Origin of the sequence: Veillonella agrestimuris (assembly GCF_943193065.1) — a bacterium.
Taxonomy (GTDB): Bacteria; Bacillota; Negativicutes; order Veillonellales; family Veillonellaceae; genus Veillonella; species Veillonella agrestimuris.
In genome coordinates, this window is the sequence record NZ_CALPCS010000008.1 from 69,615 (window position 1) to 92,456 (window position 22,842).

The following is a 22,842-nucleotide window of genomic DNA, read 5'->3' on the forward strand; positions in this document are numbered from 1 at the left end:
TTAAGATAGCCTTTTTAATATATCAATTACATTTTTTCGAATTGATCTTTGCCTACACCGCAAAGTGGGCAAACATAATCAGCTGGTTGATCTTCGAATTTAACGCCTTCTACAGCTTCGTCATAAACCCAACCGCATACTACGCATACGTATTTTTCCATTTGTATATCCTCCTTCACTTGAGATTTTAATAAAGTTATATTCATATCGTATTAGATACTCTATCTGTAATGTAGTATATCAAAGACATCGAAACTTTTCAATACTCATTTTCTATTTTTGCATATTTTTTTCATACCTAAAATAGATAGTGATTATGCGTATTTTTCCCAGTTTATTATATTGAAATATATTATCATTTAGATTTTTATGATATACTAATAATGCTAAGTAGATGACTTATAAGTCTCTTTGAGCTATGAGCAGAGTATTTGAGTCAACCATTGACTCTTAGAACTTATTAGATAAAACTCTATTTATATATTATGATAATTGTATAGGAGGACACATGAGAACTGCTTTAACAGAATTACTAAATATTGAATATCCTATTATCCAAGGTGCTATGGCTTGGGTATCTGAATCTAATCTCGTAGCAGCTGTTGCTAATGCTGGTGCTACTGGCGTTATTGCATTAGGCGGTCGCGATGTTGAATGGGCACGCAACGAAATTCGCGCCTGTAAAGAATTGACGGATAAACCGTTTGGTGTAAACCTTATGCTCATGGCAGACAATAAAGATGAATTATTAACAGTTATCATCGAAGAAAAACCAGCCTTTGTTACATTAGGTGCAGGCAACCCAGTGCCTTACATTAAACCACTTCAAGAAGCTGGTATTAAGGTCATTCCTGTTGTACCATCTTTAAAATTAGCCAAACGCATTGAAGAAGCTGGCGCTGACGCAATTATTATTGAAGGTATGGAAGCTGGTGGCCATATCGGTTCTCAAACAACAATGGCTTTGATGGAAAATATTTTGCCCGAAATTAACATCCCCGTTATCGTTGCTGGTGGTATCGTCGATGGTCGTGGCCTTGCTGCTGCATTGATTATGGGTGCACAAGGAGCACAAATGGGCTCTCGTTTCATCTTAGCGGAAGAGTGTAAAGCTCATCCAAATATGAAAAATGCCATTATTAAAGCTACTGACACTGATTCTGTAGTAACAGGTCTCCTTTCCGGTCACGGCGGTGTTCGCAGTCTTCGTAACGAATTCACAGATCGTTACATTGCTGCTGAAACAGATGGCAAAACGACGCCAGAAGAGCGAAGCCAAATGGCGAAAGGCACTAATAAATTAGCTGCTGTTGATGGTGACGTAGTAAACGGCGCTGTACAAGTGGGACAAGGGTTAAATCGTCTCACTAAAATCGAACCAGCTCGTTTCATCATCCAAGAAGTAACGCATGAAGCGATTATGGAAATCCGCAAAGCAAAACGTCTCATCGATTTAATTTAAAACTATGTGCATACTCATATTGTCCACTTCACGATAGTATGGACAATATAGAGCATTCGCCCATTTTATAGAAATTCCCCTTTTTCATAGAAATTTCTCCCTTTAAGAAGAAAGATGTAAGGTGCTATTATGTTACCATTCCACGGAAAATATCCTAAACTTGATCCTAAATCTTGCGTTATGCCTGGCGCAGAGTTAGCTGGTGACGTAGAATTAAAAGAATACGCTTCTATTTGGCAAAATTGTGCGCTTCGCGGCGACGTGAATAAAATCGTCGTAGGTCGCTATTCCAATGTGCAAGACAACTCCGTCCTTCACGTAGATGATGATAAAGCTTGTATCATTGGCGACTTTGTAACAATTGGTCACGGTGCTATCGTTCACGCTTCCACTATCGAAGATAATGTCCTCGTTGGCATGGGTGCTATCGTACTCAGCGGTTGCCATATCGGTTCTGGTTCCATCATCGCAGCCGGTGCTTTGTTGAAAGAAAATACGGTCATCCCTCCTAACTCATTAGTTGTAGGTATGCCAGCACGCATTGTGCGCACTGACGAAACGCAAATCGAACGAATCCATAATCAAGCATTAAAATATAAACATTTGTGGACTATTGAATATGGCATGTTACCAGATGCTGGTGGCGAACAATACGACAAAAATAGCAAAATCGTATAGTCTCTATTCTCCCTATTCTATTAATACTTATAAGAACCAACAGTACTCTCTATAGCTATAATAAGAGAACAGAAACAATAACAACTCATAGTTAGATAAAAGAATAACAAGATATAACAAAGGAGCTGTAGTAGCATGCAAATGTATCGCATGCTACTACAGCTCCTTTTATTACTTCGTTAGTTTCCATTAATATATATACTATCTTATACGGCTATAGAGAAAATCTAGCTTTCACAATTTGTTGTACAATGAGAGCTGATCCCATAGCCAACGTAATAGGGAATAACATTTCTACAGAAAAGCGAGATAATTCTAACATAAATACGCATGATGTAATAGGCATTTTCTGTGCTAATCCTAAGAATATAACTGCTCCTAAAAAAGCGGCAAAACCTAATGATACAGGGCTCACCATGATACTCCAGAGAGCGGCAAAAGCAAGGGATAATGTACTACCTAACATCATAGACGGCGTAATGCGTCCCCCATAAGCACCCGCTACGAGTGCGAGCAAGACAGCAATCCATTTAGCCCCCATCAATCCCAATGCATAGTCCCAAGTGACGGAATCTGTAAAGGTTACTTGATTCCCTGCTTTACCATTTCCCAGTATTTCTGGAAAATACATAGCCATAGCCCCAATGATAGTAAAAGCAATAATAGATATGACCATCATCTTAGGACTTTTTCTATCAAATTTTGGCAACATGGATTGAGTCTTATCGAATAATACTACACCAATAGCGATAACAGCGCCTAACACGATGGCAAATTCTTGATAGCTACCATATAAAGGCGGTTGAGCCATCGTATACTGGATTGTATCCCCTACTCCAGCTTGTCGTACAACGAGAGTAGCTAAACCACAGGATAACAGTGCAGCCCCCATGGATCGAACATTCCAAGTAACAATGAGGGTCTCCAATATAAAAATAGTTGCCGATAAGGGTGAATTATAGACCGCAGCTAAACCAGCCCCTGCTGCACAAGCGATGATAAGGGCTTTATCTTCGGATTTCATATCGACGTGGCGAAGTAATCCTGTCATAATGCCGGCACTGGCTTCTCGTGGCGCTACTTCTCGACCTAATGGAGAGCCCATACCAACTGTGATAATTTGCAAAGTAGCATGCAAAAATGTCGTAAGTGGTGGCATTTCTTTCGTTGTATCTTGGATGGCTTTCTTAATATCAACTAATGGTTCCCCATAACGATGAATTAAGACCCACCCAATACCGCCTACTAGGCCACACAAAGCTAATGCCATCACTCTATATTCTGGAGATACGCGGGCAACGGCTTGCCCAAAGCTAAGATGATCACTATCGCTGTAATGATACATAAAATGTTGAATATAATGCAATAAATGAGTATAAAAGGCGCCTATTAATCCAGCTACAACACCAACTACAATGATGAGTCCTAATAGGCGTTTATCAAACATAGAATTCATAAATTACTCCATTGCTAATACGACAGTATTTGATGTTAACGATGCTTTCACATCAATAATACGTTGATTAGAAGAGCCGCGAAAACGTAAGCTAGGGTCTTTTAATGCATCCACAAAACGGCCATCCACTAAAATATCAACCCTTTCTAATAAGGATCGTCTCTGACTGTCGGTGATGATATCCTCCCATAAGTAACCAGAATAAGCCCATATCTTCTTCTCTGGTGCCGCTTGTCGTACAGCTTCGACTACAGGCAATAAACCATCTACATTTTGAAATGGTTCCCCCCCCAATAAGGTAAGTCCCGCACAGTTAATGTTTGACACGTAAGACACAACGAGTTCTGTTTCTGCCTCTGTCCATTCTTTCCCAGCGTTGAAATCTTGGTATTCTTCATTAAAGCAATTATAACATCCATGAGTACATCCTGTAACAAATATAGATGTGCGAATGCCCTCACCATTAGCTATATCGTATTGTCTAATCTGACCGTATCTCATATACAACCTCAAATCTAATTTTTTCTATCTTTTCTATACATAGTAAAAGCTGTGCTTCTAGCACAGCTTTTACTCTCTATGTCATTTTACATTATCTATTCACAAGACTGGCGACTGTAAAAAATCATCGCTAGAATATACCTAAGACGTCTCACTAAATATGCATAACCCGATCTTTAATTTCCTTAGTTCGGCCTTCATTCCAGAAGTTTTCCCCTAAGTAGCCACAAGTACGACGAATCACAGTTAATTTATCGCGATTTGTATTGTGGCAGCGAGGACATTCCCATTCATTGTGGTCATTGACTTTGATTTCGCCGTCAAAACCACATTCATGACAGTAATCGGATTTAGTATTGAATTCCGCATAGGAAATATGATCGTAAATATACTGAATCATAGTCAAAATAGCCGGAATATTATTTGTCATATTAGGAATTTCTGCATAGGAAATACAACCGCCTGTAGATTTCTTTTGGAATTCAGATTCGAAGGCAAATTTATCGAATACGTTAATTTCTTCTCGTACATTTACGTGGTAACTATTTGTATAATAGCCTTTATCAGTAATGTCTTCAATCAAACCAAAACGAGCTCGATCTAAAGAAGAAAAACGATTGGTTAAGCTTTCAGCTGGCGTACCATATAAACCGAAGCCAATATCGTGTTTTTCGCGCCACTCAGTGATAGCTTGATTTAAGCGATCCATAATTTTCATAGCAAATATGCGGCCTGCATCACCAGTATTAGACTCACCAGTAATAAGACGAGTTGCTTCGTACACACCAATATAACCTAAAGAAATCGTAGCGTATCCGCCAGTTAAGAAAGACCCGATTTTTTCGCCTTTTTTCAAACGCGCAATAGCACCATGTTGCCAATGAATAGGAGATACATCACTAATAACGTCTTTCAACAAATTGTAACGCAATAACAATGCTTTTTCTGCCAACTCTAACCGTTTATCGAGAATTTCAAAGAATTTATCTTCATCGCCACGCGCTAAAATACCGATTTGTGGCAAGTTAAGGCTTACAACGCCCATATTAAAACGGCCATCAAATTGATAATTACCATCACTATTTTTCCAAGGCGACAAGAAAGAACGGCACCCCATAGGACTAAATACATTGCCTTCATAATTTTCTTTCATTTTCTTTGCAGAAATATAGTCTGGATACATCCGTTTCGCCGTACATTGAGCAGCCAATTCTGTTAAGTAGTAATATTCGCTATCCGGCATAACATTATGTTCATCAAGAACATAAATCAATTTGGGGAAAGCTGGTGTAATATATACGTCGGCTTCATTTTTTACACCTTTAATACGTTGACGTAAAATTTCTTCTGTAATCAACGCCGCTTCTTTAGCGTACTCATAATCAGGACTAAAGTACATAAACAACGTAACAAACGGAGATTGACCATTAGTAGTCATCAATGTATTAATTTGGTATTGAATCGTTTGGATCCCGTCTTTTACTTCTTTTCGAGTTCGTTTCCAAGCGATTTCGCGAGCCTTCTCCATATTTGGTTCCATACCGTAGATTTCGATTTGTTCTTCAATAACATTGTTCAAAATCTTTTCGTATGATTTGCGAACGAAAGGCGCCAAAATACGATCGATACCGTTAATACTCTGACCGCCGTATTGACCAGACGCTACTTGCGCAATGATTTGCGTCGTTACCGTACATGCTACTTGGAAGGATTTTGGCGTATCAATTTTTTTGCCATTAATCACGGTGCCATTAGTCAACATATCTTCTAAGTTGATTAAGCAGCAGTTGAACATTGGTTGAATGATATAGTCCATATCATGGAAATGGATGGCTCCGCTATCATGAGCCTCTAAAATATCTGTAGGGATCAATTTACGGCGCGCAATATCTTTAGATACTTCACCAGCAATCAAATCACGTTGTGTTGACACAATAGCGGCATCTTTATTAGAGTTTTCATCTAATACACTAATGTTACTGCGGTCTAATAAACCAATAACATCTTCGTCAGTCGTATTTTGACGACGTTTGAAAGCTTGAACTGCTTTATAACCTTCATAGGCGCGAGCTGTTGCAGGGTTATGGTATTCAATTAATTTATAATACACTTGGTCTTCAATGGCATAAATAGTCATATCCTTTTGAAGTTTCAACGCGTATTCTTCAATTTCATTGGCAATGCGCTGTGCCAACCCTTCTTCAAAAAGGCCAGTCGAACTATGTTCTGCTTTCTCAATAGCTATAGCAATTTTTTGTTTATCAAAAGGTACTTTTGTACCGTCTCGTTTGATGACCTGTAACATTGTGATGCCCCCATTATATTAACCACAATACGTCCATTAACATAAATAAAGGTATGGACCCCCATACATGTATATAATACTAACACTAGTAATATCTAGTCGTTATACCGCTTACTTAGTATACTATATCTTGTATTTTATTTCAACATAAAATACTAGATAATGTGAATTTTTATATTTTATAAAAAAGCCGATAGAGACTAGATTTCACTAGTATCTCTATCGGCTTTAATCTATATTATGTAGTTATATCACTATGAACTATAATCCATTTAGATGATTTTCATCGTTACCTATCATGGCTAGACAGATTCTATTACATCAAGCTGGAAAACGAACTATGCTTCGCTTACAGCTTCAGATAAGTCTTCCCACTGTTCATATAATGCTTGCAACGACGCATTAGTTGCTTCCATTTGAGTCGACAAAGCTGTCATTTCTTCTACATCACTTTGCACTGCTGGATTGGCCAATTGCATTTCATACATTTTCATAGTCGCTTCTAAGCGGGCAATTTCTATTTCCACCTCACTCAGTTGTTTTTCTACCATATATAGATTAGTTTTCTTTTTCCCGTCCTCTTTCATATCTGCACTGTCCGAATGGTTATGACTCGATACAGTCATTTCTTTTACAGCCATTTCTGTGCCATTATTAGCAAGGGCCGCTAAATCTTCTTTTTCTTTTAGCTTTTCTTTATAATACGAATAATTTCCTAAATATTCTGTCAGCCCTTTATGTTCTAATACCAATGTCCGTGTCGATACTTGATCTAAGAAATAACGGTCATGAGAAATGATAAAACTCGTACCATTAAAAGTTCGTAATGCTTGTTCTACAATTTCTCGCGTCGGTATATCTAAATGGTTCGTAGGTTCGTCGAGGATAAGGAAGTTATTACCTTGTAAAAATAATTTTAACAACGCTAGCCGCGCTCGCTCGCCACCCGATAAATCACCTACTAACTTAAATACATCATCACCTCTGAAGAGGAATGCACCCAATACGTTCCGAGCTTTTTCATCGGAAAAGTTAAAATCGTTTTTAATTTCATCGATCACTTGCCAATGGTTATGTAGCTCTTCATGTTCTTGCGAGAAATACCCCACTTGCACGCGATTCCCGATATCGATATAACCATCAATAGGGAACAATTCCCCTACAATAGCTTTCACAAGCGTCGATTTACCGGCTCCATTAGGCCCAATAAGAGCTACCGATTCACCGCGGCGTACCACGGTCGATACAGTATCGATTATTGGGTTGTCCTTCGCATAGCCAATACTGACATGGTCTAGAACGAGCACTTTATCGGCACTCATAGCCGCATCAGGGAAGGTAAAACGCAATGTGTCTCTCGATTCTGGTGCTTCTAATCGTTCTAATCGATTTAATTGGGACTGTCTACCTCGCGCCATTTTCGACTTGATACCAGCTCTGTATTTATCAATATATTCTTCGGTTTTCCGAATATGTTCTTGTTGCTTTTCATAAGCTGCTAAGTCAGCCTTGTAACGCTCATCTCGTTGTACTACATAACGGCTGTAATTACCGCGATATGTAGTAGCCTTATGATGGTCTAACTCTACCACGCCAGTGACGATACGATCTAAAAAGTACCGATCATGGCTTACGATGAGAATGCCTCCTCGATAGGCTGATAAATACCCTTCTAACCATTCAAGCATATCCATATCTAAATGGTTCGTTGGTTCGTCGAGGAATAGAAAGTCTGGACTGCGCACTAACGCTTTTGCTAAATTAATACGCGTTTTCTGTCCACCAGAAAATTCACTAGCCTTTTTATGCAAGTCTTCATCAGTAAAGCCCAACCCATAGACGATACGCTTCGTCTTTTGTTCATAATCATACCCACCAAGCCACTCTAATCGATTTTGTAAATAATCAAGTCGCTGTAAATCGATATCAGTCGCTTCATGAGTCTCCAAATAGCTTGTTAATTCTTGTAACTTATCTTCTAAGGCATGTACATCGGCCCAAGCTTTTTCAATTTCAACAGCTAAACTATCATCTCCTAAGTTTACATCTTGTTGCAAATAACCAATACTCGCAACAGGAGACATAATCACTTGACCTTCATCTAATTCTTCGTAGCCAAGAATGCATTTGAGTAGTGTCGATTTTCCAGCTCCATTAGGACCAACTAAGGCAATGCGATCACCTTCTTTAATTTCAAAGGACACATTGGAAAACACTTGGCGCACCCCAAATGATTTTCCAAGGCCTATCATTCGAATGCGTTCCATTCGTTACCTCCTGTGTATCATTGTAAATTCTATTATACCACAGTGGTTTTCACTAAAATGACCATTTCTACAGTATCCTTTGTTTTACGGCTATGTCTAAATAATTTGCCCAATAACGGTATATCTCCTAATAGAGGAATCTTTTCTACTTGCTTTTGATTGCGATTATCCATGAGCCCCCCAATGACCAGTGTCTCTCCTGGTTCCATGCGAACCCTCGTACTAGCTTGGCGGGTCGTAATTTTATAAGCCTTTAATTCAGATACCAATATGGGGGAACTGACTTCTGCTCGTATAGTCGCATCGATAGTCCCCTCTTTAGTAATGACCGGCGTATAGTCTAATCGTATACCTACATCTTCGTAACGGACAGAGCTTTTTCGTTCCCCATCATTGAGCACTTCTTCCACAATAGGGATTCGTTCACCAATTAAAATATGCGCCTTTTCCCCATTCAAAGCCATAATAGAAGGTGTCGCAATGACAGCGGCCCGCCCAGACCGTTCCATAGCAGACAATTCGGGTTTCACAAAAAATCGATAGGCCTCTCCTTCAGGCGTCTTTCCAAAAGTAATAGCGCCATAGGAATGAGTCGAATCAGGACCATGACCAGTGAGGCTCAACCAAGACCATTTTAATCCACTTTCTTTTATATACGATTGTTCGATGGCCATCACCGTTGCTTCTAATCGCACTTGTGGGGCTTTCCGATCTAAAGCCTCTAAAATTCGTTGCGCCCCTACGAGTTCATGATTGGTGGAGTTCAAAATAATTTGATTCGTATCCTTGTGAATCGAGATTTTATCATTCGGTATAGATGTTTTCAACGCATCCACCACGGTCTGTGCAGAAATCATAGCAGGCTCTATAATCGATACATGGCGACCGTCCGTTTCTTTACCATCATTAGAAATAATCAATATATTATTGCGTTCCACTATATCGAAATGATACATTCGACTCAACTCTTGGAGCACCACTTCCGGCGTCGTTCCCTGTATTGTTCCCGTCACAGATCCTCGAAGGGTCTCAAGCCCCATAATATTTAAATTATAACTTTTCCCTATAGTGCGCACCAAATCTTGTAAAGCCACATTCTTAACGGTCATTTCAATGGGCGCTTTAGTCAATTCTTTAGGTTCTTCCCCAACTGCAACCAAGGGCATCCACAAAGAGATACATAGCATTATATAGATAGCAATTCGCCTACGTCTAAACATAATTCTTGCCCTCCTCTATTCACAGTAACACATCTTTTATTAATAGCTATAATACTGAAAGTCTTCCACATTTCGCCTACAGTCATTGCCCTCGATTCAGAACCAATAGAAATCACGGCGTATGGTACGTCACCTACAACAATGCCATCCACTGAAGCCTTTACCTCTATAGAAGGACTCTTTCTCTCTTCTACTGGGACCTTTTCTATTTGATTATTTTCTTTATTAATACTAGATTCATCATTTTTGACCTTATTGCTAAAGTTTTTATTTGAACCTTTTTGCTTATTAGATGATTCCTCCTTTCCGTCTTTACTACTGGCGTGAATCTTTTCTTCATCTGTTAACTCGTCATTAGCAGTGTTCTCCGACTTCGACGCCCCTATATCAACAATCAATACTTCTCGCCAAGGCATACTCCTCATAGAATAACTAACATCATATATGATTTTCCCTTCTTTCTGATCTGTCTCCTTAGCATCTTCACTGTCAACAAAGTTATGTCTGGCATCACTAGGCAAATGCCGCTGTTCTTCGTTGTCTTTACTGAATGCCCCCCATACCAAAGCACTAATCATAATGATAGTTAATATAGAAAGGCCTTTCTTATAGCGCTTACCATATACTATAAGTGTTTCATACCATTCTATAATTTGTCTTTTATAATCCTCCATATATCGTCCTCTCCTCATCTAGACTGATGCACATCTATCTTTAGTATGCAATAGGTGAGAACATAAAAAAAAGACACTAATAGTCACCCAGTGACTATTAGTGTCATATTCATTATTAATGTATATCTTTTTTATTGCCAAACCCGTTTGGATGTTCTTCATGCCATTTCCAAGCATCGCCAATAATTTGGCTCAACTCGCTGTGTGTTGGATTCCATCCTAATACATCTTTAATGGCTTCCGAAGAAGCAATCAATGTACTGGGATCTCCGGCCCGACGTTCACCATATACAACAGGAATATCGATGCCTGTAACAGTTTTAGCAGTTTCTATAATTTCTTTTACAGAAAAACCATTACCGCTACCTAAGTTAAACACTCGTGATTCGCCGCCCTTGATCAAGTAATTCATAGCTAATACATGGGCTTCTGCCAAATCAGATACATGAATATAATCTCGAATACATGTACCATCTGGTGTATTGTAATCAGTACCGAACACGGTAATATGAGGACGCTTACCCATCGCGGCTTCTAAGACTAATGGAATTAAATGTGTTTCCGGTGTATGATCTTCACCGATAAGACCACTTTCATCAGCACCAGCCGCATTAAAGTAACGAAGCGCTACATAAGTAGAACCATAAATAGAACTATAATCTGACAACATCTCTTCAATTATCAATTTTGTACGACCATATACATTAGTTGGCGTAAGAGGGGATGTTTCTTTGATAGGCACTTCTTTTGGCTCTCCATAAACAGCAGCTGTACTGGAGAATACGAAATGATTGACCCCTGCTTTGCGGGCGGATTCAATCAATTTATAGGAGCCAACTACATTATTTTCATAATAGATGCTCGGATTCATCATAGACTCGCCCACTTGTGAATGAGCAGCAAAGTGCATAACCCCTTTAATATTATATCGTTGTAATATGTTTACAACTTCAGGACTAGCAATATCCATTTCGATAGTTGTAATACCATCAGGAATAGACTCTCTATGACCGCGAGAAAAATTATCTAAAATAATAGGCGTAAAGCCAGCTTTCAATAAAGCACGAACTGTATGGCTACCAATATATCCGGCACCACCAGACACTAAAATATTCATCTTTAACCTCTTTTAACTCTACCTATGAAGGAAACTACAGCTAATCTTGTTTTGCAGCAGCCAATTTTGGACCAATAAGACGTTTATACACTTCTACACCTGGTTGGTCAAAAGCATCCACGCCAGCCAAGATAGATTCAAAGTAGATAGCCCAACAATGCATAAACATGATTTCTCCTAAATGGAAAGCATTGAGCTTTGGCACTGTTATAGTCATATTAAAGCGATTATCGCTAGATAATGCTTCTCTGTTTGCATCAAGAGCTACATTTAAAATATCGCAAATGTGAATATCTCCAATGGCTGCCAACGGTTTGTACTCACTGTAAGAGTTCGGCACAACTAAAGAAGAATTCCACTCTTTCACTTTAATAAATTGTACGACTTTATTAAGGCGTCCTTCTTGATGCTCTTGCACTTGTGCATGCATATCCATCGTTCCTACTGCGGCTACTGGCGTTCTACCATAAGGCAAGCAAGTATTACTCATTTTGCCTAAAGATTCTGACAATAACTGAACATACCAGTCCGATAAGGATCGCAAGGAATCACCATAAGGCATAAAAACTTCAATAATACGGCCATATCGTTCAGAGGCTATATATTTTAATAATGCATTTAACAACCCCGGATTTTGATACACATCTTCTTCTTGGCACGCTTTATCCATAGACGCAGCCCCCGCTAAGAAGCCTTCAATATCAAAGCCAACGAGCGCAGCTGTAACAAATCCTACTTCTGTAAATACAGAGAAACGACCACCTACTCCATAAGGCACGGAGAAGGTCATCCAGCTCTTTTCTTTCGCAATATTTCGCAAAATTGTAGGACGTCCTTCATCTGTCGTATCTGTTACAACAGCAACTTCATAATTAATAGATAAGTCTTGTAATGCTTTTTCTAAAATCATAAAGTTTGCCATAGGTTCAATGGTAGAACCAGATTTTGAAGTCACGACTAATAGCACTTTGTAGTCATCGCCTTTTTCTTTTGCTTGCGATGATAACGTTCGAATTAAGCCATCTAAATAAGGTCCATCTACATTAAAACCAGCAAAATAAAAACGTGGATACCCATTACGTTCTTCATCAGTGTAATCATTCCAAAAAGGACCACATTGCACATCAAAAATAACTTTACTGCCCAAATAAGAGCCACCAATGCCAATGGATACGACTGTATCGATATGTTCTCGTCCATATTGGCGCAACGTATTAAGACGGTCCATCATTTCCGGCGTATTAATATTGTTGTCCCCGATATAGGGTAATTGAAAAAATAAAATTGGTTCTGGTAAACCATCTTTTGATACATGGCCTTCTTCAAAGCCTGTAGATCGCAATATATGTGTATGTTGCCATACATTTTGTATAGCTCTGTCAAAATTTTGTATATCTTTAGCTTGAATACAGCTTTCATTATACATATTCGAATAATCAAGTTCGAATCCCGAATCTAACCGTAACATCAATGATCTCCTTTATTGACGTTATATGCATAATCATAATAATAAAATTATATCATATTTAACTCTATAGATACATGATTACTAAATATAGAGCCATCCATATCCATAACCAAGGGCAAACACAGTCCATACTAATGCTATAGGAACAAGAATTCTAAACTTCCATTTTCTTGTTTTATGATGCCAAATTGCCATCCCTACTAGTGCACCAAAGCCACCAAAAGCAAACGCTAAGGCTATCAAAGAAAACTCCGAAATCCGACTATAGCCTTTCATGGCGCACAGTTTATCATAGCCATATACAAAACATACAACTACATTCCACAACCCCATAATACCCAAATAGTATACTTCACTCATAATTCCTTATATTCCCCGTTATTATATGGTTTCAAAATATTGAAAGGTTCGTTTAAGTCCTTCTTCTAAACCGACCTGTGACTCAAAGCCAAATGATACCTTTGCCTTTTCATTACTAAGTCTAGAATGACGAATATCACCGATCCGATGTGGACCATGATTTACAGTGATCTCCACATTGCTGATGTTTCTAAAGTGACGTATCAATTCATTAATAGAGATTTGGGTATTAGTAGAGATATTAAAAACCCCCGTCAATTCTCTATGATCCATGATCGCTACGTTAGCAGCGACGATATCATCAACGTAGATAAAATCTCTCGTCTGCTCACCATCGCCAAATACATTCAGTACTTTTCCCTCTTTAATAGCTTTATTAAAGATGCTAATCACACCACCTTCGCCACCATCACCTTGACGAGGCCCATATACATTAGCATATCTAAAGCATACTGTTTTTAAACCAAAAGCTTGCTCATAAATGCGCAAATAGCCTTCGGTAGTCAATTTCGTTAAACCATAAAAGGAAGTTGGCACACCACTCATAGTTTCTGTTAAAGGCAAAGTTTCTAAATCGCCATATACAGCCGCTGTAGAAGGCATTACAAATTGCTCTACCCCTACTGCTCTCGATGCATCCAATACATTGATAAGGCCTAACAAATTAACATCGCAATCATACCGAGGGTCTTCCATCGATACAGGAACCATCGTTTGGGCCGCTTCATGAAATACGACTTGTGGTTTAAAATCTTCAAATACAGATAATATTGCTTTATCACGAATATCCATTTCTAAAAATTGCGCTTCTTTATTGATAAATTCACGCATTCCTGTACTTAAGTTATCAATAACTAGTACAGTATGGCCTAATGCAATTAATCGATCTACTAAATGAGAGCCAATAAAACCCGCTCCCCCGGTTACACATATACGCATAGAATCTCCTCTGTGTATGTTATCTCTTCTTCGCCAACCAGTTTAACTTAACTCAGCACCGACTTTCGCCAATCGATCAGCTACCTCATTATAAGTATCACCTGTATGGGCAGCTACTTTATGAAATGACACATCTACTGTAGCGGCTATGCTTTCATAAAATTCCGCATATTCTTTAGTGACGACATTATTGCGCTTCCATTTCTTGGTAGCCCACATTTCAATGCCTACATAATCATAATATAAAGAACACTTCTTTATATTATGCTCAACAGCATAGTTCATAACATACATAGCGCCTAATAATTCGCCGGATACATTCCAAAAATCGGTATACTTTTTATCCCTAGTAGAGAATGAAAAAGTCATTTTTTCGCCATTCAAAAACATAATACCACCAGATCCGACAATGCCCTTCGCTTTATTAAAACTTCCGTCAATATAAGCGATGAGGTGGTCTCGCTCAGAATTTAAATTAGTGTCTTTCAGACCTTGTGATTCTTCAAAATACTCTGCCAACGAAAGGCCTCTATCATCTATGAAAGCTTCTGCTTCTGCTTTAGTAGGAAAGGATTTATAAATAGCTCCACTAAAACCCTTAACTTGGCTTTCACAATCTGCCCAAGTTCGATATATACCAGGCTTGCGACCTATTTTTACGGCATAAAATTTATTAGCCATAGTCCCTCCTAATGATCCATCGTGAGAGGTACAAATGTGGCATGTACTACAGATTGCAAATCTTGCGGATTGACACGCATTTGCATACCTCGTAAACCAGCACTTACATAGACTGCCTCTTGTGATTCCATAGTGGCATCAAAATAAGTAGGGAACAATTTCTTCATACCTACTGGGGAACAACCGCCACGCATATAGCCTGTAATGCTTAATAATTCTTTAACAGCCACCAGTTCCACTGATTTATTACCACTAACGCGGGCTGCTTGTTTCATATCTAATTCTTCAGCTACAGGAATACAAAATACGACATAGCCCGTCTTATCACCTTTACCAACTAATGTCTTAAATACTTCATGCGGTTCTAAATCTAATTCTTCCACAACATGAATACCTTGTCCTCGTTCTTCTGTCCATTCATATTCATTAATCGTATACACCACATGATGTGTATCTAATATGCGCAAGGCATTTGTTTTCTTATGCTTTTCTTTTGCCATTTGTTACCCACTATATATCCCTACTATTTATATCTGCTCTTAGTATACAGCGTAAAGTTTACAAAATACTTACTATCTATTTACAAATCCATCATATCAGTAGATAGCAATTTATTTATTAATAATCTTGTTGATATTTTTTAATTCGATGCGCAACATACCATCTTCGTTTTGCTTAATCTCTATAAACTCTCGATTTTTCATATACTCTACAGGAAATGAAATTTCAATGCCTGTATCTGTTTTTATTTTATGGTGCTCTCCCACTTTAGTGGCAAATTCTCGATTTACTGGCAAAGGCCGCATCATATCTTGTTCTACTAATTCTTTTTTAGCTGCTTCTTGTTGTATAGGATTCGCTTTAAATACTTCTTCCACAATGCGCAATGGATTGACTGTATCTGACACTTCCGCATTTTTAGCAATCATGGACTTAGCTTGCGTCATTTCTTCAACACCATCCGACTCATGAGCCTTAGCTACTTTATCGATAATAGACTTTACTTTTTTTACCGTGTCTCTCGAAGACTGCTCTGTTACAAGCTGTAATACTTTATCAGCTAAAATATAAGATACTTCTCCGTCAAATTCTCCCTTCGGTTCAAAAAGTTTTACAGAAAAGTCTTTCATATTGATGGCTACGAAAGATCGCAGCTTTTGAGAAGGCATCGGCAACACGGCTTTATGAGGAATCAATTCTGTCGTCAAAGAACCATCATCTTCGCTAAATAATTGATGAGTAAAAGCATGATGTGCTTGACATAGCAATATACAGAGATAGTCAGTTTCCATATGAGCTTCACAAATAATCGTGTCAATTACCATACCATCAGTAGCCTGCTTCATATAGTCAAAGGCTCTTTCTCCAATGTCCTTCGCTAAAGATACAAAAGAGGTATTTCCTAGCTGATACGCTTCAATGCGTTGCCGCATGGGATTTCCCACTTGCAGTAAGCCCGTTCTTGCACTAGGATCTCGGAATGCTTTCACTACATGGGCACCAATATATTCTTGTATATGTTCATCTCCTACATTGAGCTCATGTTCTGAATACACCGCCAAAGATGATGTAAAATCAAAAATCTCTAATGCTGCTTTATTGATCTGCATAGTGCCTCCCTATAAAATCATTACTTTTTATTATACCATTTTTTCAATGTTTCTTTATCTATTTTAGAGGAATCTGTTAGTGGTAATGATTCTACTAAGAAAATCATTTTAGGTTGCTCTATATTGGGAATGCATTTTCGAATCTCTATATCTATATCTTGTTTTGTAACATTCCCTTTAGGAATGATGAAAGCTACAATTTCTTCACCTCGCATATCATCGGTGACGCCAATAATGGACACTTCATCGATAGTGGACAAAGCTTGTAGTTTTAATTCTACCGCGGCAATACCAATCTTATAACCGCCTCGATTGATTACATCACCACTACGCCCTTCGAAGATAATATAACTATCCTCCCAATAGCCTTTATCGCCTACTGTAGCAGGCATTGTAAGGCCACATACGGCATAATCAGTAGACACATAAATCGAATCATTTAGAATGTCCACGTCTACAGAGTTAAACGGTTTCCCCACCGTATTAGGATGAGCTAGCCATTCTTCGTCTGTACAGTAGGAAATGTAATTTAATTCCGACGCGCCATAATATAGAATAAATGTCATAGAAGGACACATATGTTTTAATTCTTTCAACAATGATTCATCCACGGCTTGAGAACCAGCTATAATATAGCGAATAGAGGGCAACGACTGTTTGTAAAAACGCAACAATAATCGTAACTTAGTAGGTAATAAATAGATGTGAGAACAACCATGCTCTACCATCGCAAGGAGCCAACGTTTCGGTTGCATCTTATGGCTCGTCACAATTGTGCCACCTGCCCATAGCACAGCGAGCATCATATTTGTATTGCCAGTAAAGCTAAAGCTGCCATGCATAAATATAGTCGTCTCATCAGTAATGGAAAACACATCATTTTGTTCATCAAAAAAATAAACCCACGACGATTCAGTCCGCCATAACGGTTTTGGCATGCCTGTCGTCCCCGATGTAAGTACCCCAAAATGAGCTTCTTCATCAATCGTTATAGATTCTAAAAGAAAATCAACTCCTTCTTTATAGGTCGCATCCATTTGTCTATGACTTACAATAGGCCTAGCCCCTACAGAAAGAGCTTTCACCCATACTATGAGTTGATCCCATACTGACTCCGCATCAATAAAAGTGACCACTCCTTGTTGATTCCTAATGGCCCGCACATGAGGATTGGTTTCTAGTGATACCCTTTCTATTGCATTCCATAGGTCACTATATGTATATATCGTATTATCAATAATATATGCCTCTTTATTAGGCATAGTTACTGCGTGTTGTCTAAATCGTTCAAGGATAAGACTTGTCATAATTACCTCTTATAGTCTCTCTATGATCATTGCCGTACCAGTGCCACCAGCACCAGCAATAGCACAAAGACCGTATGTTCCATTGCGTGCCTCTAAAGCAGCCATACAATGAAGGACTAACATAGCACCAGAGCAGCCATAAGGATGTCCATAGGCTAAGGCACCACCTAAGATATTATATCGTTCTGTATAGCCTGGATAATGACGACCAAACAAAACAGAAATGACCGCAAATGCTTCATTCCATTCAAATACATCTATATCACTAGCCTCTAGATGAGCACATTCTAGTATATGTTCTGTACTACGCCAAGCCCCTTCTGGACTATATAATGGATCTCCTGCCCAAGGCAATATAGCCTTGATTCTGAAAGGCCCTTCTTTCTGACTAAGTGTAATGAAAGCTGCTCCATCATGGGTCAAACAAGCATTACCTGCTGTTGTTAACGATTGCGGCCCCAGTAAAGGCTTCATACGTCCTAATAATTTTGCGCTCATATTAGGACGTATTGATTCATCAACGCATACATGACCATCCACTTCCATAGGTACTATATAATTAGTTAGTAATCCCTGCTCACGAGCCAATACAGCTTGCTTATGGCTTCTCAAAATATAAGGGGTCAGTTCCTCAGCTGTAACGTCATGTTGTATCATCGTCCGTTCTGCTCCTTCAAGCATAGCCAATGGTGTATGTTCATAGGGAGAAAATTGTGCCACCATATAGTCTCCACTACGATCGTCTCCGTCTGCATATTGTCGTACAGGTTGAAGCGATGCACTTTCAATACCACCGGCTATGACAGTCTGCATGAGCCCACTTTTAATATGAGCATAGGCCATCTCTACAGCCATCAATGCCGACGCACATTGCATATCTACCGTTACGGCGGGCACCGAAGGAGGCAATTCACTATAAAGTCCTAATAACCGACCTAAATTGCCACCTGTACCAACAGCATTGCCGCAAAAGAGCCCATCTATAGGCATATTATTTTGTAATTTTAATAATTCATTAATTATTGATGCCCCTAATAACTCAGGTCGCATCGTTTTAAATTGACCATTCTTTACACCTATAGGTGTTCGTAATCCACCATGAATATAAACAGCCATTGTTATACTCCTATAAGAAAAGAGGTATTCTAACGAATACCTCCTTTCATTAAAATTTCAATTTCGTCGCCAACCAAGAACCGATTAAACATTTAATAATATCCCCAGGAATATATGGCAACATAACCATCCAAATGGCTTTATCAAAAGCTGTATTGGTAACTATCATAAATCCAGCTACGCCGAAAAGATAAACAATAGGGATAGTAATCACGATAGATCGCCATGAGTAGGATAAGAAAGAACGATTAGATCCTTTCCAATAGCTTAACAAAGTATAGGCTACTGGCCAAGAGAAAATAAAGCCACCTGTAGGTCCTAATAATTTTCCAAGTCCTGCTGTTCCACCTACATACACAGGTAGTCCAATAGCACCTAAGAATACATAAACCATGAACACAATAAATGTCTCTTTAGGCGGTAGCAAGAAAGCCGTTAATACGGCTACTAATGTAAGCGCCGTTACCATAGCAGGACTAAAAGGCACAGGAAAAGATATCCACGCCGATACGCATAATAAAGCCGTTAGTAACGCCATTTTTGTCAATTTTCTTGCTTCCATAATTATACCTCATCATTCTATTAAACTACTGAAATTGGGCCGTAAAAAGTAATGCGCCTCCACCATAGGCTTGTAAGGATTGATTCCATGTATTATATACTAATTGAATTTGATCTTCTGCAATAGTGGCACTATGAAATACTACTAATAAGCCGCGCTTATTCGCTTTAGCCCCATATTGCTTCCATAATGTTTCTACAATTAATAATCCTGGCACCACATATGGTGGCTCTTGATGAATCGGATTATTATCCCCTACCGCATTGATAAAATCTAAAATCGCCTCTTTATGAAAAGAAAGCAGATCTCCTTCTACATTCTGAAACGGTACCTCTCGTACCACTAGAGATCTACGTAAAGGACGAAGTAACACGACGAGTTTACCAGTTGTATTAGTCACACAAACTCTAATATAGCGCTTTCTATACAGTGCTATATCCATATCACTATCACCTCTATTATCAGCATAGTAATGGACTTCTTGTATTAAACTATAGGCTGGTAAACCTTCATTATTTTGGGTTAACTGAGCAAATAAAGTTCTCATCTGCCCTCCCTTACTCATCAATAATTATTTACATATTTGATTATAATCAACCTTAAATTATTAGTCAACGTTTTTAGATTTATACGTTTACAATTCTACAAACAAAATAAAGACAGCACCATTTAGGGTCCAAAATGGTGCTGTCTTTATATAAACCTTTAGCTACACTTATAATGATAATTCTTTTAAATAAGCTTTAAAATCTGCTCCCAATTCTTCATTGCGGAGTGCATATTCTACAGTAGCTTTTAAATAGCCCAATTTATCGCCTGTATCATAGCGAATACCATCGTAAGCTAAAGCATATGTATCTGTTTTAGAAGCAGCTAACGCATCTGTTAATTGCACTTCATTGCCTTTACCTGGTTTCGTATTTTCTAAAATTTCGAAAATATCTGGCGTCAAAATATAACGCCCAAGTACAGCTAAGTTAGATGGTGCATCTTCTACATTAGGTTTTTCTACCAAACCATTAACGCGATATAAATTATCTGCTAACGCCTCACCTGACACGATGCCGTAAGAACTCACTTTATCGTCAGGAACAAATTGAGCTCCTAAAATAATACCTGGATGAGCTTCATAACAATCCATTAATTGTTGCAAGCAAGGCCTTTCTGGATTATATACAATATCATCACCTAACAACACAGCGAATGGTTCATCACCGATAAAAGCTTTAGCACATAGCACTGCATCGCCTAAACCACGTGGTGCTTTTTGTCGAATAAAGTGAACCTTAATATCTGCTAAATCTTTTACCATAGCAAGCTGCTTATTTTTACCTTGCATTTGTAATAATGCTTCTAATTCAACACTGCTATCAAAATGATCTTCTATAGCCCGCTTATTACGGCCTGTGATGATTAGAATTTCTTCAATGCCAGACTGAATCGCTTCTTTCACAATATATTGAATAGCTGGTGTATCAACGATAGGTAACATTTCTTTAGGCTGTGCTTTTGTAGCAGGCAAAAAACGAGTACCAAAACCAGCAGCGGGAATAACAGCTTTTCTAATTCGTTTCATAAGAGACCTCTCACTAAAAATCTTTACCTACAATTGATACCTTCCAAGAATTATTTTTACTATGACCTTTATATGTTAAGTACAAATCAAAGGAGTGTAAGTCTCGGTGCCAAGTATAACTAATATTATCAATATCACCAGAGTCCATATCTCGTTTTACACTAACGGAGAAATCATCAAGGCGGGTTAATTTAATAGTTCCCCCAAAAACGAGTTCTTTTGGAATTTCTGTAGTATCAAAATGATATGGGGAATTATTATAATTAATATTTCGTTGATTATAATTAATCCACCCTGTTAATCGTGGACTAATTTTAGTACCGAAGCGAACGCCCCAATATGGCATGCTCCGAATAACATTATTATAGCCGTAATAATCTCGTTGATAACCACCTAGGAAACGTAAGCTAGCACCATCCCATAACTTAATCGGTGTATGAGATACTTCACCATAATACTGTTTATGAGAACCTTTTACATCGCCCTCTTTCCAATACCCCATATTGCCACCACCACGAATCGTGAAAGGACTATCACCAATGTGATAAGTATGAGAATCGATACGGAACTCAATGGTTTTTTCGACCCAGACTGTTTCATTTTGGTATTCACTCGATTCTTTAGCATAGCCTAAAGACGCAGTCCCCCATGGCAAGAAATATCGATAACCGAACTTAGGTTTAAAACCTGCCTTTGTGTACCAACGGTAATCAATATAAGCTTCGCCGCTTTTTCCCATTGGAATATCTGTACTACCATGCAACCCCAATCCATCATCACTATTATATGTAGGTGTAGGGATTAAAGAGAAAATGCTGACACGTCCTTTTTTATCACCTCGAAGCGATTTAGTATAGGATGGCAACGAGAGAACTTTGAAGTTTTTAATATAGAAACTTGGTTTCTTAATAACAACTTTGTCCCCTGGATATACTTTGATATCTTCCCCTTCTATACGGTAGTCTGGTGTATGCTTAAATGCCATCGCATGTTTCGTCGTAAACATACCGCGTTCAATATGGCCTTCGGCTCCATCATAATTTATTTTCTCACCTTTAATATAATAAGGATCAGACCAACCTTGTGTAATACCGCCATCTAAATGCCCATCGCTACTACGATATGTCATAACATCACCAGTAAGATCTTTTGTCCGACCATCATCTTCCAAAAAGCGGTACGGACCGTTAGCAGTACGATATTCAGTGGTATTCGTATTACCTTCGATGCGATTAGCTAATAATTTTTGATTGCCCCGTACAACAACTACAGCTCCTTCTGCATAGACATCACCAGTAGAACCAGTGTAAGCCATCTTATCCGCATCTATGCGAGTAGGCAATTGTTCATTAGGATTTGTTGTATCCCCTTTACCACGACGAACAACACGAATATTGCTACGTTCAGGTGTGCTAGATGGAGTCGATAATTCCCCTGGATAGGTTTCACCAAAACTGTCTAATTCGTCTTGATATACAATTGGTTCTGATGCAGCCAAGACCGGCTGAGTTAGGCACAATAAGGTTACCATTACTAGCCATTG

Annotated in this window: 22 protein-coding genes; 2 read left to right on the forward strand and 20 right to left on the reverse strand. The window is 38.6% G+C overall.

The features are described from left to right. Window positions 1-26 precede the first annotated feature (26 nt). The gene (locus NFR29_RS05105; RefSeq protein ID WP_009372088.1) at window positions 27-161 is read right to left on the reverse strand and encodes a rubredoxin; all 135 of its coding nucleotides are present in this window, start codon (window positions 159-161) and stop codon (window positions 27-29) included. Between the two features lie 347 nt (window positions 162-508). Between NFR29_RS05105 and NFR29_RS05110 the strand changes: the two genes are divergently transcribed. Further along, the gene (locus tag NFR29_RS05110) at window positions 509-1,462 is read left to right on the forward strand and encodes a nitronate monooxygenase (RefSeq protein ID WP_251424187.1); all 954 of its coding nucleotides are present in this window, start codon (window positions 509-511) and stop codon (window positions 1,460-1,462) included. A 129-nt stretch (window positions 1,463-1,591) separates the two neighbouring features. Next, window positions 1,592-2,140 carry a gamma carbonic anhydrase family protein gene (locus NFR29_RS05115; RefSeq protein WP_251424190.1) on the forward strand — a complete coding sequence of 183 codons (549 nt, stop codon included), beginning with the start codon at window positions 1,592-1,594 and terminating at the stop codon, window positions 2,138-2,140. Between the two features lie 214 nt (window positions 2,141-2,354). On the opposite strand, the gene NFR29_RS05120 is transcribed toward NFR29_RS05115, so the two are convergent. The 19 genes from NFR29_RS05120 to NFR29_RS05210 all read right to left on the reverse strand — a co-directional run bounded on the left by NFR29_RS05120 (window position 2,355) and on the right by NFR29_RS05210 (window position 22,797). Next, window positions 2,355-3,587 (reverse strand): chloride channel protein, encoded by a 1,233-nt coding sequence (locus NFR29_RS05120; RefSeq protein WP_251424240.1) that lies wholly within the window; start codon window positions 3,585-3,587, stop codon window positions 2,355-2,357. A 12-nt stretch (window positions 3,588-3,599) separates the two neighbouring features. Beyond that, on the reverse strand, window positions 3,600-4,097 hold the full coding sequence (gene nrdG, locus NFR29_RS05125; RefSeq protein WP_251424192.1) for an anaerobic ribonucleoside-triphosphate reductase activating protein: 498 nt from the start codon (window positions 4,095-4,097) through the stop codon (window positions 3,600-3,602). A gap of 154 nt (window positions 4,098-4,251) precedes the next feature. Next, on the reverse strand, window positions 4,252-6,402 hold the full coding sequence (gene nrdD, locus NFR29_RS05130; protein WP_251424194.1) for an anaerobic ribonucleoside-triphosphate reductase: 2,151 nt from the start codon (window positions 6,400-6,402) through the stop codon (window positions 4,252-4,254). 338 nt (window positions 6,403-6,740) lie between these two features. After that, window positions 6,741-8,669: an ABC-F family ATP-binding cassette domain-containing protein gene (locus NFR29_RS05135; protein WP_251424196.1), complete on the reverse strand. Its 1,929-nt coding sequence runs from the start codon at window positions 8,667-8,669 to the stop codon at window positions 6,741-6,743. Between the two features lie 32 nt (window positions 8,670-8,701). Next, a complete protein-coding gene (locus tag NFR29_RS05140) occupies window positions 8,702-9,889 on the reverse strand; it encodes a type II secretion system protein GspD (protein WP_251424198.1) in 1,188 nt (395 codons plus the stop codon). Then, on the reverse strand, window positions 9,856-10,563 hold the full coding sequence (locus NFR29_RS05145; RefSeq protein ID WP_251424200.1) for a hypothetical protein: 708 nt from the start codon (window positions 10,561-10,563) through the stop codon (window positions 9,856-9,858). Before NFR29_RS05145 ends, NFR29_RS05140 begins: the two co-directional genes overlap by 34 nt. Window positions 10,564-10,678: 115 nt before the next feature. Then, window positions 10,679-11,680: a UDP-glucose 4-epimerase GalE gene (gene galE / locus NFR29_RS05150; protein ID WP_251424202.1), complete on the reverse strand. Its 1,002-nt coding sequence runs from the start codon at window positions 11,678-11,680 to the stop codon at window positions 10,679-10,681. A gap of 40 nt (window positions 11,681-11,720) precedes the next feature. Beyond that, the gene (locus NFR29_RS05155) at window positions 11,721-13,148 is read right to left on the reverse strand and encodes a glucose-6-phosphate isomerase (RefSeq protein ID WP_251424203.1); all 1,428 of its coding nucleotides are present in this window, start codon (window positions 13,146-13,148) and stop codon (window positions 11,721-11,723) included. Window positions 13,149-13,229: 81 nt separating this feature from the next. Further along, window positions 13,230-13,508: a DUF1294 domain-containing protein gene (locus NFR29_RS05160; protein WP_251424205.1), complete on the reverse strand. Its 279-nt coding sequence runs from the start codon at window positions 13,506-13,508 to the stop codon at window positions 13,230-13,232. Window positions 13,509-13,529: 21 nt separating this feature from the next. Beyond that, window positions 13,530-14,447: an NAD-dependent epimerase/dehydratase family protein gene (locus NFR29_RS05165; RefSeq protein ID WP_251424207.1), complete on the reverse strand. Its 918-nt coding sequence runs from the start codon at window positions 14,445-14,447 to the stop codon at window positions 13,530-13,532. 42 nt (window positions 14,448-14,489) lie between these two features. Then, the gene (locus NFR29_RS05170; protein WP_251424209.1) at window positions 14,490-15,128 is read right to left on the reverse strand and encodes a ribonuclease H1 domain-containing protein; all 639 of its coding nucleotides are present in this window, start codon (window positions 15,126-15,128) and stop codon (window positions 14,490-14,492) included. 8 nt (window positions 15,129-15,136) lie between these two features. Continuing rightward, entirely contained in the window at window positions 15,137-15,628 is a 492-nt protein-coding gene (ybaK, locus tag NFR29_RS05175) for a Cys-tRNA(Pro) deacylase (protein ID WP_251424211.1), read from the reverse strand. Between the two features lie 111 nt (window positions 15,629-15,739). Then, window positions 15,740-16,738, reverse strand: coding sequence for a nucleoid-associated protein (locus NFR29_RS05180; RefSeq protein ID WP_251424213.1), 999 nt, complete (start codon window positions 16,736-16,738; stop codon window positions 15,740-15,742). Window positions 16,739-16,758: 20 nt separating this feature from the next. Further along, a complete protein-coding gene (locus NFR29_RS05185; protein ID WP_251424215.1) occupies window positions 16,759-18,045 on the reverse strand; it encodes an AMP-binding protein in 1,287 nt (428 codons plus the stop codon). A 9-nt stretch (window positions 18,046-18,054) separates the two neighbouring features. Then, entirely contained in the window at window positions 18,055-19,161 is a 1,107-nt protein-coding gene (locus NFR29_RS05190) for a thiolase family protein (protein ID WP_251424217.1), read from the reverse strand. A gap of 49 nt (window positions 19,162-19,210) precedes the next feature. Then, window positions 19,211-19,723: a biotin transporter BioY gene (locus NFR29_RS05195; RefSeq protein WP_251424218.1), complete on the reverse strand. Its 513-nt coding sequence runs from the start codon at window positions 19,721-19,723 to the stop codon at window positions 19,211-19,213. A 25-nt stretch (window positions 19,724-19,748) separates the two neighbouring features. Then, window positions 19,749-20,270: a hypothetical protein gene (locus tag NFR29_RS05200; RefSeq protein ID WP_251424219.1), complete on the reverse strand. Its 522-nt coding sequence runs from the start codon at window positions 20,268-20,270 to the stop codon at window positions 19,749-19,751. Between the two features lie 168 nt (window positions 20,271-20,438). Then, window positions 20,439-21,299 (reverse strand): UTP--glucose-1-phosphate uridylyltransferase GalU, encoded by an 861-nt coding sequence (galU, locus tag NFR29_RS05205; protein WP_251424220.1) that lies wholly within the window; start codon window positions 21,297-21,299, stop codon window positions 20,439-20,441. Window positions 21,300-21,312: 13 nt separating this feature from the next. Beyond that, a complete protein-coding gene (locus tag NFR29_RS05210) occupies window positions 21,313-22,797 on the reverse strand; it encodes an LptA/OstA family protein (protein WP_251424222.1) in 1,485 nt (494 codons plus the stop codon). Window positions 22,798-22,842 lie beyond the last annotated feature (45 nt).

Excerpts from the sequence above, each read along its gene's own strand:
- NFR29_RS05105 (WP_009372088.1), bottom strand. The coding sequence starts at position 161 with ATGGAAAAATACGTATGCGTAGTATGCGGTTGGGTTTATGACGAAGCT.
- NFR29_RS05110 (WP_251424187.1), top strand. The coding sequence starts at position 509 with ATGAGAACTGCTTTAACAGAATTACTAAATATTGAATATCCTATTATC.
- NFR29_RS05115 (WP_251424190.1), top strand. The coding sequence starts at position 1,592 with ATGTTACCATTCCACGGAAAATATCCTAAACTTGATCCTAAATCTTGC.
- NFR29_RS05120 (WP_251424240.1), bottom strand. The coding sequence starts at position 3,587 with ATGTTTGATAAACGCCTATTAGGACTCATCATTGTAGTTGGTGTTGTA.
- nrdG (WP_251424192.1), bottom strand. The coding sequence starts at position 4,097 with ATGAGATACGGTCAGATTAGACAATACGATATAGCTAATGGTGAGGGC.
- nrdD (WP_251424194.1), bottom strand. The coding sequence starts at position 6,402 with ATGTTACAGGTCATCAAACGAGACGGTACAAAAGTACCTTTTGATAAA.
- NFR29_RS05135 (WP_251424196.1), bottom strand. The coding sequence starts at position 8,669 with ATGGAACGCATTCGAATGATAGGCCTTGGAAAATCATTTGGGGTGCGC.
- NFR29_RS05140 (WP_251424198.1), bottom strand. The coding sequence starts at position 9,889 with ATGTTTAGACGTAGGCGAATTGCTATCTATATAATGCTATGTATCTCT.
- NFR29_RS05145 (WP_251424200.1), bottom strand. The coding sequence starts at position 10,563 with ATGGAGGATTATAAAAGACAAATTATAGAATGGTATGAAACACTTATA.
- galE (WP_251424202.1), bottom strand. The coding sequence starts at position 11,680 with ATGAATATTTTAGTGTCTGGTGGTGCCGGATATATTGGTAGCCATACA.
- NFR29_RS05155 (WP_251424203.1), bottom strand. The coding sequence starts at position 13,148 with ATGTTACGGTTAGATTCGGGATTCGAACTTGATTATTCGAATATGTAT.
- NFR29_RS05160 (WP_251424205.1), bottom strand. The coding sequence starts at position 13,508 with ATGAGTGAAGTATACTATTTGGGTATTATGGGGTTGTGGAATGTAGTT.
- NFR29_RS05165 (WP_251424207.1), bottom strand. The coding sequence starts at position 14,447 with ATGCGTATATGTGTAACCGGGGGAGCGGGTTTTATTGGCTCTCATTTA.
- NFR29_RS05170 (WP_251424209.1), bottom strand. The coding sequence starts at position 15,128 with ATGGCTAATAAATTTTATGCCGTAAAAATAGGTCGCAAGCCTGGTATA.
- ybaK (WP_251424211.1), bottom strand. The coding sequence starts at position 15,628 with ATGGCAAAAGAAAAGCATAAGAAAACAAATGCCTTGCGCATATTAGAT.
- NFR29_RS05180 (WP_251424213.1), bottom strand. The coding sequence starts at position 16,738 with ATGCAGATCAATAAAGCAGCATTAGAGATTTTTGATTTTACATCATCT.
- NFR29_RS05185 (WP_251424215.1), bottom strand. The coding sequence starts at position 18,045 with ATGACAAGTCTTATCCTTGAACGATTTAGACAACACGCAGTAACTATG.
- NFR29_RS05190 (WP_251424217.1), bottom strand. The coding sequence starts at position 19,161 with ATGGCTGTTTATATTCATGGTGGATTACGAACACCTATAGGTGTAAAG.
- NFR29_RS05195 (WP_251424218.1), bottom strand. The coding sequence starts at position 19,723 with ATGGAAGCAAGAAAATTGACAAAAATGGCGTTACTAACGGCTTTATTA.
- NFR29_RS05200 (WP_251424219.1), bottom strand. The coding sequence starts at position 20,270 with ATGAGAACTTTATTTGCTCAGTTAACCCAAAATAATGAAGGTTTACCA.
- galU (WP_251424220.1), bottom strand. The coding sequence starts at position 21,299 with ATGAAACGAATTAGAAAAGCTGTTATTCCCGCTGCTGGTTTTGGTACT.